General features: G+C 73.7%; 13 protein-coding genes. 4 read left to right on the forward strand and 9 right to left on the reverse strand.

What is annotated here, in order from left to right:
- Positions 1 to 64 precede the first annotated feature (64 nt).
- Positions 65 to 793, reverse strand: coding sequence for a DUF1963 domain-containing protein (locus ABD332_RS28010; protein WP_344505164.1), 729 nt, complete (start codon positions 791 to 793; stop codon positions 65 to 67).
- A complete protein-coding gene (locus ABD332_RS28015; protein WP_344505165.1) occupies positions 790 to 4,473 on the reverse strand; it encodes an nSTAND1 domain-containing NTPase in 3,684 nt (1,227 codons plus the stop codon). The genes ABD332_RS28010 and ABD332_RS28015 overlap by 4 nt, the downstream gene beginning before the upstream one ends.
- A gap of 164 nt (positions 4,474 to 4,637) precedes the next feature.
- On the opposite strand from ABD332_RS28015, the gene ABD332_RS28020 reads away from it, so the two are divergent.
- The gene (locus ABD332_RS28020; RefSeq protein ID WP_344505166.1) at positions 4,638 to 4,973 is read left to right on the forward strand and encodes a hypothetical protein; all 336 of its coding nucleotides are present in this window, start codon (positions 4,638 to 4,640) and stop codon (positions 4,971 to 4,973) included.
- A gap of 374 nt (positions 4,974 to 5,347) precedes the next feature.
- Here the strand turns inward: ABD332_RS28020 and ABD332_RS28025 are convergent, their stop codons facing one another.
- Positions 5,348 to 6,067, reverse strand: coding sequence for a lysozyme (locus ABD332_RS28025; RefSeq protein WP_344505167.1), 720 nt, complete (start codon positions 6,065 to 6,067; stop codon positions 5,348 to 5,350).
- A gap of 209 nt (positions 6,068 to 6,276) precedes the next feature.
- Here ABD332_RS28025 and ABD332_RS28030 point away from each other — a divergent pair, with 209 nt between their 5' ends.
- Complete coding sequence (locus tag ABD332_RS28030; protein ID WP_344505168.1) at positions 6,277 to 6,930, forward strand: peptidoglycan recognition protein family protein; 654 nt, start codon at positions 6,277 to 6,279, stop codon at positions 6,928 to 6,930.
- 100 nt (positions 6,931 to 7,030) lie between these two features.
- Here ABD332_RS28030 and ABD332_RS28035 read toward each other — a convergent pair whose 3' ends face one another.
- Together ABD332_RS28035 and ABD332_RS28040 are read right to left on the reverse strand one after the other, a co-directional pair.
- On the reverse strand, positions 7,031 to 7,879 hold the full coding sequence (locus ABD332_RS28035) for an ABC transporter permease (protein WP_344505169.1): 849 nt from the start codon (positions 7,877 to 7,879) through the stop codon (positions 7,031 to 7,033).
- On the reverse strand, positions 7,876 to 8,787 hold the full coding sequence (locus ABD332_RS28040) for an ABC transporter ATP-binding protein (RefSeq protein ID WP_425552296.1): 912 nt from the start codon (positions 8,785 to 8,787) through the stop codon (positions 7,876 to 7,878). Before ABD332_RS28040 ends, ABD332_RS28035 begins: the two co-directional genes overlap by 4 nt.
- Positions 8,788 to 8,918: 131 nt before the next feature.
- On the opposite strand from ABD332_RS28040, the gene ABD332_RS28045 reads away from it, so the two are divergent.
- Together ABD332_RS28045 and ABD332_RS28050 are read left to right on the forward strand one after the other, a co-directional pair.
- Entirely contained in the window at positions 8,919 to 10,079 is a 1,161-nt protein-coding gene (locus ABD332_RS28045) for a sensor histidine kinase (RefSeq protein WP_344505171.1), read from the forward strand.
- Positions 10,076 to 10,753, forward strand: coding sequence for a response regulator (locus ABD332_RS28050; RefSeq protein WP_344505172.1), 678 nt, complete (start codon positions 10,076 to 10,078; stop codon positions 10,751 to 10,753). The genes ABD332_RS28045 and ABD332_RS28050 overlap by 4 nt, the downstream gene beginning before the upstream one ends.
- 49 nt (positions 10,754 to 10,802) lie before the next feature.
- Here the strand turns inward: ABD332_RS28050 and ABD332_RS28055 are convergent, their stop codons facing one another.
- From ABD332_RS28055 to ABD332_RS28070, 4 genes are read right to left on the reverse strand one after another with little or no spacing between them, the layout of a single operon-like run.
- Complete coding sequence (locus ABD332_RS28055; RefSeq protein WP_344505173.1) at positions 10,803 to 11,831, reverse strand: C-terminal binding protein; 1,029 nt, start codon at positions 11,829 to 11,831, stop codon at positions 10,803 to 10,805.
- A complete protein-coding gene (locus tag ABD332_RS28060; RefSeq protein ID WP_344505174.1) occupies positions 11,818 to 13,557 on the reverse strand; it encodes an IlvD/Edd family dehydratase in 1,740 nt (579 codons plus the stop codon). Before ABD332_RS28060 ends, ABD332_RS28055 begins: the two co-directional genes overlap by 14 nt.
- A 2-nt stretch (positions 13,558 to 13,559) precedes the next feature.
- Entirely contained in the window at positions 13,560 to 14,900 is a 1,341-nt protein-coding gene (locus ABD332_RS28065) for a glucose-6-phosphate dehydrogenase (RefSeq protein ID WP_344505175.1), read from the reverse strand.
- Positions 14,900 to 16,729 carry a glycoside hydrolase family 15 protein gene (locus tag ABD332_RS28070; RefSeq protein ID WP_344505176.1) on the reverse strand — a complete coding sequence of 610 codons (1,830 nt, stop codon included), beginning with the start codon at positions 16,727 to 16,729 and terminating at the stop codon, positions 14,900 to 14,902. The genes ABD332_RS28065 and ABD332_RS28070 overlap by 1 nt, the downstream gene beginning before the upstream one ends.
- Between the last annotated feature and the right edge of the window lie 12 nt (positions 16,730 to 16,741).

Genomic DNA, 16,741 nt, shown 5'->3' on the forward strand with positions numbered 1-16,741 from the left:
CCTGAATGCGCGCACCCGACTTGCGCCGCGATGGCAACCCCGGCGATGCGAGGCCGGCGAGCGGTCAGGCGACCTCGTAGGTCATCCGGACCCGGTCGAGCCGGCCTTGCCGCAGGTCGTCGTCGGGGACCACGAACGCCAGCCGGACCAGCTCGCCCCACGCGGTGCCTTCCTCGCCCTCCAGCTGGAGCAGCGGCCTGGTGCCGGGCCGCTGCGGGTGGTAGCCGTCGCCGAGCCGGCCCAGGACCTGGTGCGGGGTGTGTTCCGGTGCGAGCGCCCGGAGCACGTCGATGAGCGCCGGGCCCGTGGCGTGCAGCAGGGTGCGCAGCGCCGGGTCGTCGAGCTCCGGCACGGACCGGACCGGCCACGCGCCGAGCGGCTGCGCCGGGACGACCTCCGCGTGTTCTGGCGCCTGCTGTACCGGCGCGGCGTCGGGCACGTGGAGCACCCTGCCGGCGTCGGGCTCGTCGCGCCAGACCGCGGCGAAGAACAGCAGCAGGCCGTCACGGGGCAGCGTCCACTCCGCGCCCAGCAGGCCGGCGAGGGCGTCGCAGCGCAGCTGGGCGAGGAGGGTGAGCGGCTCGCCGCCGACGGCCGGCCAGTCGACGCCGGGCGGAAGGCGCGGCAGTCCGCCGTAGCTGCCGGCGTACCGGCCGCCGTCGGCGATCTCGTCGTCCTCGTGCTCCCAGTCCTCGAGCACCGCCAGCTCCAGCGCGGGCCGTGCGAGGGCCAGGACCGCCGCGACGATCGACGGATCCAGCTCGGCGTCCCGGCCTGCCCTCCGAGTGCTCACCGGCCGCAGGTCGGGCGGAACGGGGCCGACGGCAGGTGCGAGGCCCACTCCTGCCGGGTCAGCGCGCGGCCGGCGCAGATGCGGTCCCGCGCGGCGACGACGTCGAATGACCAGCTGACGATCCGGCCGTCCTCGGCGCCGGAGACGAGCGCGCCGGCCGCGGTGAACGCGAGCCCGCGGACCCGCGCGGTGTGGCCGGTCAGGGTGGCGACGGACCGCCGGCCGGCGACGTCCCACACGATGACGGAGTGGTCGTCGCCCGCGGACGCGAGCCGGCGGCCGTCCCGGTCGAAGGCGAGCACCTGCACCGGCGCGGTGTGTCCACTGAGGACGGCGAGCTCCCGGCCGGTCGCGGTGTCCCACAGCTTGACGGTCCGGGTGTCGCCCGCCGTCGCGAGCAGGCCGCCGTCGGGGCTGACGGCGATGTCCTGCACCGCGCTCTGCCCGGTGTTGACCCGGCTCAGCAGGCGTCCGGTCGCGGTGTCCCACGTGTTGACGTAGCCGCCGGCGCTCGCGCCGACCAGGCGGCGGCCGTCGGGGGTGAACACCAGCGACGTGACGATCCGCGGGTCGAGCGACGCGGTGCGGTCGACCGGCGCGCCGACGTCGCGCACGTCCCACATCGAGGGGCCGAGGGTCGCCGCGGCGAGGAACCCGCCGGTGGGGTCGAAGGCGAGGTCGGTGGTGACCCCCGACCCGTTGGTGCGCAGCGGCGCCGTCACGGGTTTGCCCAGCCGGACGTCCCAGATGGTGACGGTGTTGGTTCGGGTGACGGCGGCGAGGATCTGTCCGCCCGGGTGGAACGCGACGGCCTGGACCTCGTCGCCGTGTCCACTCAGGACGGTCGACGCCTTCCCGGCGGTGTCCCACAGCCGGACCGTCCCGTCGCTGCCGGCGGACGCGACGGTGGTGCCGTCGGGGCTGACCTTGACGTCGTGCACCCGGGCGGTGAACGCGCCGAACGGCCGGGCGGCGAGGTCGTGCACCACGATCGTGCCGTTGAAGCCGGCGGAGGCCAGGTAGGTGCCGTCCCGGCTCAGCACGACGGTGACCGTCTCGGTGCGGCCGCGGTCCTGCAGCGTCTCGAGGGGTTCGCGGCGACGCAGGTCCCAGACGGTGATGGCGCCGTTCTCGTCGGCGACGGCGAGCCGGCCGCCGGCCGGTGCGGAGATGGCCCACGAGTATCCGCCGTTGCCCGGCAGCGCCGGCAGGGCCGTGGCCCGCCCGCCGGTGACGTCCCACATGGTGACGCCCCGGTCCTCCGAGGAGGCGGCCAGGGTGAACCCCTCCCCGGCGAACGCGACGGAGAACACGTGCTGCGTGGGCAGCTCGGCCACGACGGTGCCCGCGGCCACGTCCCACACCTTGGGCGCCTGACCGCCGGCGGCGGCGAGCAGCGACCCGTCGTGGCTGAAGGTCACCGACGCCACGGCGTGCCCCAGTCCGGAGAGGACGGTGGTGCCGCCGGTACCGACGTGGAACAGCGCGATGGTTGCGCCCTTGGCTACGGCGACGGTCATGCCGTCGGGGCTGAACGCCATCGCCGAGCCGAGGCCGTCGGCGTCGAAGCGGTGCAGCTGCCGCCGGGTGGCGGTGTCCCAGACGATGACGGAGCCCTTGGCGCCGTCGATCCCGACCGACGCGAGGCGGGTGCCGTCGCCGCTGAACGCGACGCTCGCCGCCCGCCCCGTGTGCCCGGTCAGCGTGCCGGTGCGGGTGCCGCGGACGGGGTCCCACAGGCCGATCGCGCCGTCGCCGGCGGCGGAGGCGAGCAGCGTGCGGCCGGGGTCGAAGGCGACGGCGTAGATCGACGGCCCGCCGACGTTGAGCTCGCGCCGGCGCGGTGCCACGGCGGCGCTGAGCACGGCGCCGCGGGACTCGGTGGTCGAGTGCAGGCGCTCCGCCTCGACCGCGAGCAGGCCGGCGAGCTCGGGGTCGGTGGCCAGCAGCGACCGGGAGCGCAGGGACACCTCCTCGGCCAGCGTCGCCACCTGCTGCCGACGCGCGTCCTGGCGCTGCCGGGTGGCGACGGCGCCGCCGAGCACGGCGAGCACCAGGAGCACGGCCATGCCGGCGACGAGCCGCTTGAGCCGGCGCGCCTGCCGCCGGACCCCGGCCTGCTCGGCCTCGGCCAGGTCGTTGCTCTCCCTGAGGAACGCCGACTCCAGCTGGTTGAGCCCGGTCAGGCCCTGCGCGGCGGCGAGCTGCGCCCCCCGGTACAGGGCGCCGCTGTCACGGTGCAGCGTCCGCCACGTGTGGGCAGCGTCGGTGAGCCGCCGGTGCGCGACGAGCGCGGCGCGGTCGTCGGTGAGCCAGCGGTGCAGCCGCGGCCAGGCCCGGATCAGGGCCTCGTGCGCGACCTCGACGGTGCCGTCGCCGAGGACGACCAGGCGGGCGTCGGTGAGCTCGTGCAGGACCACGGCGGTGACGCCCGGGTCGGCGACGCCGTCGAGCTCGGCTCGGGCGATCGGCCGGCGGGTGTCCTCGGTGCCGTCGCCGAGGGCGGTGAGCCGCTGGAAGATCCGGCGGGTCGCCGCCTGCTCGGCCGGGTCGAGGCCGGCGTGGACCCGCTCCGCGGTCTGTGCGATCGCGCCGCGGACCCCGCCCCCGGCGTGGTACGCGGCGAGGGTGAGGGTGGCGCCGTCGCGGCGCTGCCAGGTCTCCAGCAGCGCGTGCGAGACGAGCGGCAGCGCGCCGGGCTCGTCGGCCGCGTCCGCGAGGACCGTGGTGACCAGGTCCGGCTCGACGCTCAGCCCGGCCAGCGCGGCCGGCCGGGTGATGATCTCCCGCAGCTCGCCGCCGGTCACCGGCCCGACGAGCAGCTGCGCCTCGTCGCGCAGCGCGTCGACGAGGTCCGCGTGCCGGCTCAGGTGCGCGAGGAAGTCCGCGCGCACGCCCAGCACGACCGTGGTGCGGCGGTCCTCGCCGCGGGCGGCGTCCAGCAGCGCGGCGATGAACGTGCGGCGCTCGTCCGGGTCGGCGCACAGCGTGAACACCTCCTCGAACTGGTCGACGACGAGCAGTGCCCGGGTGTCCGGCGGCGCGGCCGCGAGCGCGCCGCGCACGGCGACGTCCAGGGCGGACCGGTCGCTGCCGAGCTCCTCCCGGACGCGGTGCCGGTCGGCGCCGGACAACTTCGTGACCAGGTCGGACAACGCGTCGAGGGGGTGTTCGGTCGGGGTCATCAGCATCGTGCGCCACGTCTTCGGCAGGGTGCCGATCAGGCCGGCCCGCAGCAGGGAGGACTTGCCGCTGCCGGACGCCCCGAACACGCCGACGACCGGCAGCCGGTCGATCTTCGCCCGGAGCCGGTCGATAAGCTCGGCCCGGCCGAAGAACCACTCGGCCTGCTCCGGCTGGAAGGCCGCGAGTCCCCGGTACGGGCAGTGCTCCTCGACCTGCGCGGTCCGCGCCGGCCGGTCCGCCGCGGCGGCCTCCCAGCGGGCGTTCCACTCGGTGGGGTCGCCGCCGCACGCCTCGGCGTAGGCGACGGTGACCTCCCGCGACGGCAGCCGGTCGCCCTTCGCCGCCTCGGCGAGCGTGCTGGCCGAGTAGTGGGCCCGGCGGGCCAGGGTCCGGTAGCTCGGGCTGCCGGCCTGCTCGCGCAGCTGCCGCAGCTGCCACGCGAGTCGCTGCACCGGACCGGCCTGAGGATCCACCGGCTTCTCGGGTCGGCCCACCATTGCACCTCCGCGATCTGGGGTCAGCACGATACCGCGGGTTGTCCGGCGTTGTTTGTCCGGCGCCCGGTGCACTGTCGGTCAATTCCCGCACCGTCCATGGTGGACGAGGCAAGGCAATCCGCCGACCAGGGCATTGCCGTCCACCGGGAAGGAAGGTGTCGATGATTCGACGGATCGCAGGGGCGTGCGTCGCGGTGGCCGCGGCCGCCGCGCTCACGGTGGCAGGGGGTGCCACCGCGCACGCCGATCAGGGCTGGATCGGTGAGTGTCATCCGCAGCAATACGGGGGCTGGTGTGATGGCAACGGACCGGACTGGCAGTACCGCGGCTTCGTGAAGTGCGCCGCCCAGTCCAGCGGCAGCAAGCCGTACTACGGCCAGTTCCGCTGGGCCGGCGACACCCGGGGCTCCTACGCGCGCTGCACGCTGGGCACGTCGTACAAGTCCGGCGGTGTCGAGGTCTATTACAAGGGTGTCCTGAAGGCGACCCATCCGTGAGGAGGACCGTTCCGTTGTAACGGCGCCCGGCATGCCGGCGAACGCCGGGCCGTCACCACAGGGACGGCACGGGCGTCCGCCCTGGCTGAGGCATTACTCCCCCTCCAGGCCGGTCCCCGCCCGCAGGTCCCGCGGGCGGGGACCGGCCGCACCGTCCACGCCGGCCGCACCGTCCACGCCGGCCGCACCGTCCACGCCGGTCGCACCGTCCACGGACTCGCTGGACGGGGCGTCGGTGCGCGTCCTCGGGCTGATGCGGGCCTGCGCCGAGCCCCGCTGCGGCGAGGGGATCCCTCTGCCGCTGTGACGCGGTGGCTCGGCGCAGGTGCGGTGCTGTCAGGCGCCGGCGTTCGTGCCGTGCGCGGGCGCTGGGCTCAGCAGGGGCCGTTGCAGGCCATGACCTTGAGCCGGTCGAGGGCGCCGTTCCACTGGTTCGAGTCGCCGGCGAACGGGCCGGTGCTCGAGTACTGCCAGAACGACCACGTCGGCGCGCCGGCGGGCAGAGTGCCGGGGCTGCTGCTGTACCGGGCGAGCCACAGCGGCGAGTTGGCCCAGAAGCCGCTGTAGTTGCCGGTGCAGGTGACCCACCAGTCGGTCGTCGTGTAGATGGTCGCCCAGCGGCCGGTCCTGGTGTGGTACTGGTTGAGGAACGCGCGGATCCAGCTCACCATGCTCGCCTGCGACAGCCCGTAACACGTTGCGCCGTAAGGGTTGTACTCGATGTCCAGCGCGCCGGGCAGCGTCTTGCCGTCCTTGGACCAGCCCCCGCCATGCGCGACGAAGTAGTCGGCCTGCGCGGCCCCGCCGCCGCCGTTCGGGATCGCGAAGTGGTAGGCGCCCCGGATCATGCCGATGTTGTACGAGCCGTTGTACTGCTGGGCGAAGTACGGGTTCGTGTAGTAGGTGCCCTCGGTCGCCTTGACGTACGCGAACCGCGAGCCGGCGTTCCACTGCGCCGCCCAGTTGACGTTGCCCTGATGGCCCGAGACGTCCTGGCCGTAGGTGACGGTGGCGGCAGAGGCCGGGCTGCCGGTGAGGACCGTGGTGACGAGGGCGGCCGCCAGGGACAGTGCCGCCAGGGCTCTCTTGGACACGATGCGCCTCCTTGCTCCGGTGGTGGCAGATAGCTTCGCCGATTAGCTCACGGTGGTGGGAAACTTTCAATAGGCATCCATCTAAATTTGTCGTGACAGACTTCGATGGACACAGCGCGCTGAGCAGGTGTAATGTGCCGCGGTGCAGGAAGTTTACGAACTTCTATGGATCCGGTAAGTTAGCACCGACGTTCCGGGAGGCTCGCGCCATGGCCCGTCTCACCCGTCGCGACGCCCTGCGCGGCGCCGTCCTGCTCGGCGGCGCCGCGGCGCTGCTGACCGTCGCCGACCCTTCCGCCGGCGCGGCGCTGGCCGCACCCGACCAGCCGTCGATCGACAGCTGCGGGGCCTGGGGAGCCCGCCCACCGGCCGGCCCGCTCACCATCGTCCAGCACCGCCCGAACAAGATCATCGTGCACCACACGGCGCTGGCCAACTCGACCGACACGTCCCGCGCGCACGCCTTCGCCGCCTCCCGCGAGATCCAGGACCTGCACATGGACGGCAACGGCTGGATCGACAGCGGCCAGCACTTCACCAACAGCCGCGGCGGCTGGCTCACCGAGGGCCGCCACGGCAGCCTGTACGCGCTGCTGCACAGCCAGACCATGGTGCAGGGCGCCCACTGCGTCGGCCAGAACGACCAGGCCATCGGCATCGAGAACGAGGGCACCTACCTCACCGAACAACCCCCGGCCGCGCTGTGGTCGAGCCTGATCGCCTTCTGCGCGTTCACCTGCCACCAGTACGGCATCCCCGCCACCGAGATCTACGGCCACAAGGACTTCAACAACACCCAGTGCCCAGGCCTGCTCCACGCCCGCCTCCCGGAGCTCCGCTCCGCCGTGGCCGCCCGCCTCTGACCCCTGATTGCGCCTGGTGCCGCATCACGGGGTGGCACCAGGTCCGGCCCCGGTTCTTCGCCGGCTTCCACCGGTGCAGCCCCGCACTCGCCGGCCGGCGTCAGACGTCCCGGCGGTGCACGACGGCCAGCCCGATCAGCAGCGCGATGAGCGGCCAGGCGGCGAACACGGCCCACGCCTCGGCCAGGCTTGGCGGGTACAGGCCCCATGGGTGCGGGTTGATATCCGTCAGCCGGTCGTAGGCCACGAGTGGCATGGTGTTTCGTGCTTCCCGGCTCCACCGATGTTCCGGGCTGAAGAACAGGGGCAGGAACAGCAGGACCCCGGTGGTGGTGACGATGGTGCTGGCGGGGTGGCGCAGCAGTGCGGCGATGCCCATGCCGACCAGCGCGCAGACCGGCAGCAGCAGCGCGCAGCCTGTGATCGCCCGGGGTACGCCGGGATGGCGGATCGACAGCCCGGCGTGGTGGTCGGCCAGGATGGCCTGGCTGGCGAGGAACGCCGAGACCGCGATGAGCGCGCCGAGGGCGGACATGACGCCGGCCAGGACGCAAGCTTTGGCCGCGAGCAGGGAACGCCGGGCGGGCACCGCGGCGAATGTGGTGCGGATGAGGCCGCTGCCGTACTCGCTGACCAGGGTCACCGCCCCGATCGCGCCGGCGGCCAGCATGGCTACCAGGTACGAGTTGTGGACGAACGCGTCGCGCAGCGGGTAGAACGCGGCCCGTTCCTCGGGACTCCACCGGCCCCAGTTGTCCCGGTCGTACATCGCTTGCTGCACGGCCGAGCCGACGATCAGCACCGCGATCAGCGCCAGGCCGCCGGCCGTGGAGCGCAGTGACCAGAATTTGATCCACTCCGCGGCGAGCAGGTCGGCGAAGCGGGCACGCGGTTCCGTCTCCGCCGGCCGGGCGGTGGGCGAGGCCGTCCGGGTGCGCAGGGCGGTCATCGCTCCTCCCCGGCCTGGTACTCCACGCTGTCGGCGGTGAGCCGCATGAACGCCTCCTCCAATGATGACGTGCGGGTGTACAGCTCGTGCACGGCGATGCCCCGGGCGGCGGCGAGCTCGCCGATTCGCTCCGCGGCCAGGCCGGTCACCGTTAGGGTGCCGGTGCCGTCGGTGTCGACCGCGCCGCCGGCCCCCGCCAGCGCCGCCCCGAGCGCGGCCGGGGCGGACGTACGTACGGTGACGCTAGGGTTGGCGCTGCGGGCGGCGAAGTCAGCCAAGCGCTCTTCGGCGATCAGGCGTCCCCGGCCGATGACGACCAGCCGGTCGGCGGTGTGCTCCATTTCGCTCATCAGGTGACTGGAGACGAACACGGTCCGCCCCTGCGCGGCGAGCCGGCCGAACAGCTCCCGCACCCAGCGCACCCCTTCAGGGTCCAGGCCGTTGAACGGCTCGTCGAACAGCAGCACGGGCGGGTCGCCGAGCAGCGCGGCCGCGATGCCGAGCCGCTGCTTCATGCCCAGGGAGTACCCGCCGACCCGGCGCCGGGCCGCAGCGCTCAAGCCGACCTCGGCGAGCACCTCGGCCACCCGGCGGCGGGGAATGCGGTTGCTGACGGCGAGCGCGGTGAGGTGCGCGGTGGCGCTGCGTCCGCCGTGCACGTCGCCGGCGTCGAGCAGCGCGCCGACGTGGCGTAGCCCTCGCGCGTGGTCCCGGAAGCGGACCCGGTTCACGGTGACGGTCCCGCCGCTCGGCTCGTGCAGGCCGAGGATCAGCCGGAGCGTGGTGGATTTGCCGGCGCCGTTGGGGCCGAGGAAGCCGGTGACGTGGCCGGGCCCGATGGTACAGGTGAGGTCGTCGACCGCGGTGGTGCGGCCGTACCGCTTGGTGAGGTGGCGTAGTTCGATCACGCTGTTCACCGTGCCGGGTGATCCTGCTCCGGGCATCGGGCCGCGGCACACAACGGCCGGCGCAGGGGTAGCCCGTGGGCGTACGCCCGCAGGCCGATGCCGGGCGCCGCCGCCTCGCATAGCATCGCCGCATGCCCGACCCCGGATCGCCGACGCGCCCGCCCGCCTCGCTCGCCTGGACGGTGCTGGCCTGGTGCGGCGCGGCGGCGTACCCGGTCGTGCTGCTGACCATGGTGCCGGAGTACCGGGGGACGCTGCTGCCGATGCTGGCACTGCTGCTGCCGACCGGCTTGCTGCGGCGGTACCCGTTACCGGTGCTGGCGCTGATGCTGGCCGGTTCGTGGCTGGTCACGGTGACCGCGCATGTATGGGGGGTCGCATACAGTCAGGTCCTCGCGGTGGACGTGGCGCTGGCGGTGACGGCGGCGGCCCGGCCGCGACGGGTGTCGCTGGCCGCGGCCGCGATGGTCGTCGCCGTTCAGGTCGCCGCGGTGAGCTTCTACGCCACCGGTGACCAGCTCTACCGCAGCACCGTGGCGATCGTCGCGCTGACCGGGGTGGCCGCGTGGGCGATCGGCAACTCGGCGCGGCAGCGCCGCGAGCACGCGGCCGCGATCGCGGCGCAGGCGACCGAGCGGGCGGTGACAGCTGAGCGGTTGCACATCGCCCGCGAACTGCACGACATGGTCGCGCACAGCGTCGGGATCATCGCCATCCAGGCCGGCATGGGTGCCCGGGTCATCGATACCCGGCCGGACGAGGCCCGCCTGGCGCTTCGCACGATCGAGGCGACCAGCCGGGAGACCCTCGCCGGGCTGCGCCGCACGCTCGTGTCGCTGCGCCGCCCGGCTGGCGGGGCCGGTCCGGACGCCACGGGGGACGTGCCGCCTCGGGACCCGGCGCCGGGTCTGGCGGACCTCGACCGGCTCGCGGAGTCCACTGCGGATGCCGGGGTGCGGGTGGAGCTCTCCCGGCGCGGCGAGCAGCGGTTGCTGCCACCGGAGATCGAACTGTCGGCGTACCGGATCGTGCAGGAAGCGCTGACGAACGTGGTACGCCACGCCGGCGCCGCCCGTTGCCGGGTGACCGTGGACTATGGCGAGCGGGACCTGGCGGTCGAGGTGGCCGACGACGGCCCGGGACACGGCGACGCGGTGGCGGCCCCGGGCTTCGGGCTCGCCGGCTTGCGGGAGCGGGCCGCGATGCTCGGTGGAGAGCTCAGCGCGGGTCCGTGCCCGGGCGGAGGCTTCCGGGTATTCGCTCGGCTCCCGACGCCGGCGGGTGTCGCGTGAACGCGCCGGGCGGCGCCGTACACGTAAGGGTCGTGCTCGCCGACGACCAGCCGCTGATCCGCGCGGGCCTGCGGGTGCTCATCGACGACACGCCCGGCATGGCGGTGGTGGGCGAGGCGTCGGACGGCGCGGAGGCGGTGGGACTGGTTCGTCAGTTCCGGCCGGACGTGGTGCTCATGGACATCCGAATGCCGGGCATGGACGGCATCGATGCCACCCGGAGGATCACCGCGGCCGGCGGGGCGACCCGGGTGCTGGTGCTGACCACGTTCGACGATGACGAGTACGTCTATGGCGCGTTGCGGGCCGGGGCGAGCGGTTTCCTGGTCAAGGACATGGCACTGGAGGAGATCCTCGGGGCGGTCCGGGTGGTGGCTGCCGGCGACGCGCTGCTCGCGCCGAGCGTCACGCGCCGGCTGATCGCCGAGTTCGCCGGTCGGCCCACACCGGCCCGCCCGCGCCCGGTGCTCACCGGTGTGACCGAGCGGGAGCGGGAGGTGCTGACACTGGTCGGCCGCGGCCTGTCCAACGGCGAGATCGCCGCCGAGCTGGTGGTCAGCGTCGCCACCGCGAAGGCGCACGTGGCGCGTTTGCTGACCAAGCTCGGTGCCCGGGACCGATTGCAGCTGGTGATCGCCGCGTACGACGCCGGGCTGGTCGCGCCCCAGCGCTGAGATCCCGGGTCCGGTTCTCCACGCAGTCTCACCGCCGCCGGAGCCGGGTTCACAGTTCGTTGGGGCCCAGGGTGTTGACCGGGGAGTGCGGGGGCCGGCCGGTCAGAACGCGGACGGCCTCCTCGGTGGCGAGGGTGCGGACGGCGCGCATGGACTGTTCGGAGTAGTAGGCGGCGTGCGGGGTGACGATGGCGTTCGGCAGGTGCAGGAGGGGGTTGTCCGGTTGCCAGTCGCGCTGCTTGGCCGGCTCCTCCTCCAGGTCGTCGAGGGCGGCCGCGGCGATGGTGTGGTTGGTGAGGGCGTGGGCCAGGGCCGTGTCGGAAACGATGGGGCCGCGGGCGGTGTTGACGAGGACGGCGGTCGGCTTCATGCGGGCGAGGGTCGCCTCGTCGAAGAGGTGGTGGGTGTGGGGGGTCAGCGGGGCCTGGATGACGAGGTAGTCGGAGTCGGCGACGAGCTCGTCGAATGCGACCGGGCGGACCCCGGCGGCGCGCAGGACCTCGGCTTCCACGAACGGGTCGTGGCTGATGAGCTCGACGCCGAACGGGCGGGCACGGTCGGCGATCAGCTGGGCGATGGCGCCGAAGCCCAGGATGCCGAAGACGCGGCCGCGCAGGCGCCAGATCGGGGCGCCGGACTGCCACTGCCAGGTGCCGGCGCGGGTCGCTTCCGAGTACGAGACGATGTTGCGCACAGCGGACAGCCAGAGGGCGATGGCGTGGTCGGCGACCTCGTCGGCGCACCAGTCGTTGGGGGCGTTGGTGACCTGGATGCCGAGGCGGGTCGCGGCGTCGACGTCCACGATGTCGACGCCGGTGCCGTAGCGGGCGATGACGCGGCAGTTGGGCAGGTGCGCCATGGCGGTCGCGCCGATGTGGGCGTACTGGGTGAGGATGCCGTCGGCGGATCGACCGTAACGGATGACGTCCTCCTCGGTCTTGCACTGGCGCGATTCCAGGCGGAAGCCGGCCGAGGAGGCGATGTCGCGCTCGATCGAGACGTCGCCGAAGTCGGAGTCCGCGATCATGATCGTGCCCGATGCACCCGAGGCGCCGGGGGCGAAGTCAGTGGGAGTCACGGGGCAGTCCTTTCGTGTGCACGATGTCCTGATACTCGACGGCGAAGTCCAGGCAGCTGCCGGTGTCCATCTGGCCGGTGTGTGCCCGGAAGAGCTCCTGCCAGGGCGTCTGGTCGACGCGCGGCGGCGGCACGTAGGCGCTCCACCGCTCTTCGATCTCCTCGTCGGTGAGCTCGGCGTCCAGCCGGCGGGTGGGCATGTCGAGGGTGACCCGGTCGCCGGTGCGCAGGATCGCCAGGTTGCCGCCGATCGCGGCCTCCGGGCTGGCGTTGAGGATCGACGGGGCGTCGGACGTGCCGCTCTGCCGGCCGTCGCCGAGCGTCGCGAGCGCCTGGACGCCCCGCATGATGAGGGCGGCGGGCGGCTGCATGTTCACCACCTCGGCGGAGCCGGGGTAGCCGATCGGCCCGGTGTTGCGCACGACGAGCAGGCAGCCCTCGTCGATGTCCAGCGACGGATCGTCGATGCGCCGGTGGTAGTCCTCGGGCCCTTCGAAGACGACCGCGCGCCACGTCACCGTGGGTGCGGGCAGGAAGGCCGACGTGGCCACCGACATCTTCATCATCGCCGAGCGGAAGAGGTTGCCGTGCAGCACGAGGAAGCCGCCGCGCGGCGAGAACGCGTCGTCGACCGAGGCGGCGACCACCGACGGGTCCGAGGAGGGGGCGGCGTTCTCGGCGATCGTCCGGCCGTTCACACAGAGAGCGTCGGGGTGCAGGCGCCCGACGGCGAGCAGGGTGTGGAGCACGGCCGGGATGCCGCCGGCGCGGTGGAAGTCCTCGCCGAGGTACGTCCCGGCCGGGGCGCAGTTGACGAGGACCGGCACGCCGCCGCCGACGGCCTCCCAGTCGTCGTTCGTCAGGGCGACCCCGGCGTGGCGGGCGATCGCGTTGAGGTGGATGGGGCAGTTCGTGGAGCCCGCGATGGCGGCGGTGACGGCGATCGCGTTCTCGAACGCCTCCCGGGTCATGATGGAGCGCGGCGTGACGTCGTCCCTGACGAGGTCCACCGCGCGGCGCCCGGTGTCGTACGCGATCTGTCCCCGCTCCCGGTGGGGTGCCGGGATCGCCGCGCAGCCGGGCAGCGACATGCCGAGCGCCTCGGCGATGCTGTTCATCGACAGGGCGGTGCCCATCGTGTTGCAGTGCCCGACGCTCGGCGCGGAGCACGCCACCCGGTCCATGAACTCGGCGTAGTCGATCTTCCCGGCGGCGAGGAGCCGGCGCGACTGCCAGATGACGAGGCCCGACCCCGCGCGTTCGCCGCCGATGTACCCGTTGAGCATCGGCCCGCCCGAGAGCACGATCGCGGGCAGGTTGACGGTCGCGGCCGCCATGAGGCACGCCCCGGTCGTCTTGTCGCAGCCGGTGGTGAGCACGACCCCGTCGAGCGGGTACCCGTACAGGACCTCGACCAGACCCAGGTAGGCGAGGTTGCGGTCGAGGGCGGCGGTGGGGCGTTTGCCGGTCTCCTGCAGCGGGTGCACCGGAAACTCCAGGGGGATGCCGCCGGCGTCGCGGATCCCGTCGCGGACCCGGTCGGCCAGCTCGACGTGGTGCCGGTTGCAGGGCACCAGGTCGCTGCCGGTCTGCGCGATGCCGATGACCGGCCGGCCGGACTGGAGCTCGGCGCGGGTGAGGCCGAAGTTCAGGTACCGCTCCAGGTACAGCGCGGTCATGTCGGGGTTGGCGGGGTTGTCCCACCACTGCCGGCTGCGCAGGTCCACGGTCACACCTCCCAGGCGAACGCCGGGTACTCCGACAGCGGCACGAGGTCCTTGGCCCAGGCCTCCAGCACGGGCGTGACCACCCGCCACGACTGCTCGGCCTCGTCGGCGCGGATCGACAGCGCCGGGTCGCGGTTGAGCACGTCGAGCAGCAGCCGCCCGTACGGCGGCAGGTGCGCGGGCGCGGGCGTGGCGGCGAGGGTCAGCGGGGTGAGCACGTCGCCGCTGGTCGTGGTGCCGGTCAGGTGCAGCGACACCGACTCCGGCTCGAGGCCGAAGCGCAGCACGTTGGGCACCGCCTGGACGTCGCCGGCGAACGGCAGGTGCGGCACCTCCCGGAAGTGGATCGCGACCTCCTGCCGGGCGGTGCGCAGCGCCTTGCCGGTCCGCAGCCGGAAGGTCGTGTCGCGCCACCGCCAGTTGTCGATCTCCAGCCGCAGCTCCGCGAACGTCTCGGTGCGGTGCATCGGGTCGACGCCCGGCTCGTCGACGTAGGCGGGCACGCCCCCACCGGCGGTGTACCTGGCCCGCCGCGACCGTTCGGCGGCGTCGTGCAGGGTCAGCGGGCGGATCGAGCGCAGGACGTCCATCTTGCGGTCGCGCAGGTCCCGGTCGCCGAGGCTGATCGGCGGCTCCATCGCGACCAGGCACAGCAGCTGCAGCAGGTGGTTCTGCAGCATGTCCTTGAGCGCGCCGACGCCGTCGTAGTAGCCGGCCCGGCCTTCCAGGGCGAGGGACTCGTCCCAGACGATGTCGACGCGTTCGATGTGGGCGCTGCTCCAGAGCGGTTCGAGGACCCGGTTGGCGAGCCGGACCCCGAGCAGGTTGAGGACCGTGCCCATCGCCAGGAAGTGGTCGACGCGGAAGATGCTGCGCTCCAGGTACAGCCGCGACAACAGACGGTTGAGCTCGATGGCGTCGTCGAGGCTCTCGCCGAACGGCTTCTCCAGCACGACGGTGCTGCCGCTCGCGGTCCCGGCCGCGTGCAGCGCCGACACCGTCGCCGCGAAGATGGACGGCGGCAGCGCGAGGTACGCGGCGACCGGCCGGTCGTGCGGGATCACGGGGGCGAGGGCGTGGGCGTCGGTGACGTCGGCCCGGTGGTACCGGGAGGCGGCCACCACCTCGCGCCTGCGGTCCGGCGGGATGTCGGGGGCGTGCCGGTCGAGCTGCTGCGCCGCCCACGCGTGGAAGGCGTCGTCGGTCCAGTCCTCCCGGCCGACGCCGGTGACCCGGAACCCGTCGCCGAGGTGCCCGCCGGAGCGCAGCGCGCCGAGAGCCGGCAGCAGGAACCGGGCGGTCAGGTCCCCGGTCGCGCCGAGGATCACGAGCTCACCAAGCATCACGAGACTCCCGCCATGGCTCGGGACAGGTTGACCCCGCTGGCGATCACGCCGATGTGGCTGAACGCCTGCGGGAAGTTGCCGGCGAACTCGCCGGTCGCCGGGTCGATCTGTTCGGGCAGCAGCCCGAGCGGGCTGGCCCGGTCGCACAGCGACGTGTAGAGCGCGGCGGCCTCCTCCAGGCGGCCCTGGCCGGTGAGGTTGTCGACGAGCCAGAAGCTGCACAGCAGGAACGCGCCCTCGTCGCCGGGGATCCCGTCGGGGGACTCGTCGTGGCGGTACCGGTGCAGCAGCCCGCCGCCGGCGCCGAGCCGTTCGGTGACGGCCCTGGTGGTCGCCACCATCCGCGGGTGGTCGGCCGGGATCACCCGTCGCAGCGGCAGGGCGAGCAGGCTCGCGTCGACCCCGCCGCCATTGCCGAGGTGCTCGGTGATGGTCTGCGCGCGGTCGTCCCACCCGTCCTCGACGATCGCCCGGCGGATCCTGTCGGCGGTCGCCCGCCACCGCGGCGCCGGTCCGGGCAGGTCGAGCCGCTCGGCCATGCCGGCCGCCCGTTCGAGCGCCACCTGGCACATGGCCGCGGAGTACGTGTAGACGTGCCCCTCGTTGCGGACCTCCCAGATGCCCTGGTCGGGCTGCCGCCACGTGCGGGCGGCGGCGTCGGCGAGGCCGGCGAGGCCGTCCCAGAGCCCGGGCTCGACCCTGCCGCCGGCCCGGGACCACTGGTCGGCGCAGTCGAGGATCTCGCCGTAGACGTCGTGCTGGCGCTGGTCGGCGGCGCCGTTGCCCCAGCGGACCGGCGCGGAGTCGCGGTAGCCGCGCAGTCCCGGGTCGACCCGTTCGTCGGGCACGGGCCCGCCGGCCGGCGTGTACATGATCCTCGGCCGACGGCTCTGCTCGAACGCGTCCAGGACCCAGCCGAGGAACGCGTCGGCCTCCCCGCCGAAGCCGATGCGGCGCATCGCGAAGACGGCGAACGCGGCGTCGCGGATCCAGGTGTACCGGTAGTCCCAGTTGCGCACGCCGCCGACCGGCGCCGGCAGCGAGGACGTCGGCGCCGCCACGATCGAGCCGTTGACCCAGTGGTCGCAGAGTTTGAGCGTGACGGCGGCCCGGCGGACCAGCGCCTCCTGCGGCCCGGCGTAGTCGAAGCCGGTCATCCAGCGCCGCCACGCCGCGGCCGTCTGATCGAGGCTCTCGCCGGCGTCGAGGCGGTGGTGGCGGTGGACCCGCCCCCACGACAGCACCAGCTCCATCCGGTCGCCGCCGCGCAAGGTGTACCGGTTGCGCAGCCCGCCGTTGAGCGGGTGGCTGGACCGCAGGTGCAGCCGCACGCCGGGCAGCAGCGCCGCCTGGATCTCCAGCCCGCCGAGCGCGGCCCGGGCGATGGCGCCGCCGTGCGGCTCCAGGTCGACCCGCACCTCGGCGGTGCCGTCCAGCACCTCGACGAGCCGCACCAGCTCACCCCGGTCGGCGGGGGTGTCGTCGGCGAGGTCCGCGCCGGAGCGCAGGGCGAGGGCGTCGGTCAGCCGCACCAGCCCGGTCGCGGTCCGCAGCTCGGTCACGAGGACGCCGGTGTCGCCCAGGTACCGCTGCCGCGCCTCGACCACACCGTCCGGCGCCACCTCGAAGCGCCCGCCGCCGGTGCGGTCCAGCAGCCCGCAGAACAGCGGCTCCGCGTCGAACCCGGGCACGCACAGCCAGACGACGCCGCCGTCGAGCCCGACGAGCGCGGCGGTCGCGCCGTCCCCGATCAGCCCGAGATCCTCCAGTGCCGGAAATCCGTCCCGCGGGCGCACCGGCCGGAACGCCGGCTCGGCATCCACCATGTCCTGCCTCCA

Origin of the sequence: Dactylosporangium maewongense, from assembly GCF_039531485.1 — a bacterium.
Classification (GTDB): Bacteria; Actinomycetota; Actinomycetes; order Mycobacteriales; family Micromonosporaceae; genus Dactylosporangium; species Dactylosporangium maewongense.

Excerpts from the sequence above, each read along its gene's own strand:
- ABD332_RS28020 (WP_344505166.1), top strand. The coding sequence starts at position 4,638 with ATGATTCGACGGATCGCAGGGGCGTGCGTCGCGGTGGCCGCGGCCGCC.
- ABD332_RS28030 (WP_344505168.1), top strand. The coding sequence starts at position 6,277 with ATGGCCCGTCTCACCCGTCGCGACGCCCTGCGCGGCGCCGTCCTGCTC.
- ABD332_RS28035 (WP_344505169.1), bottom strand. The coding sequence starts at position 7,879 with ATGACCGCCCTGCGCACCCGGACGGCCTCGCCCACCGCCCGGCCGGCG.
- ABD332_RS28045 (WP_344505171.1), top strand. The coding sequence starts at position 8,919 with ATGCCCGACCCCGGATCGCCGACGCGCCCGCCCGCCTCGCTCGCCTGG.
- ABD332_RS28065 (WP_344505175.1), bottom strand. The coding sequence starts at position 14,900 with ATGCTTGGTGAGCTCGTGATCCTCGGCGCGACCGGGGACCTGACCGCC.
- ABD332_RS28070 (WP_344505176.1), bottom strand. The coding sequence starts at position 16,729 with ATGGTGGATGCCGAGCCGGCGTTCCGGCCGGTGCGCCCGCGGGACGGA.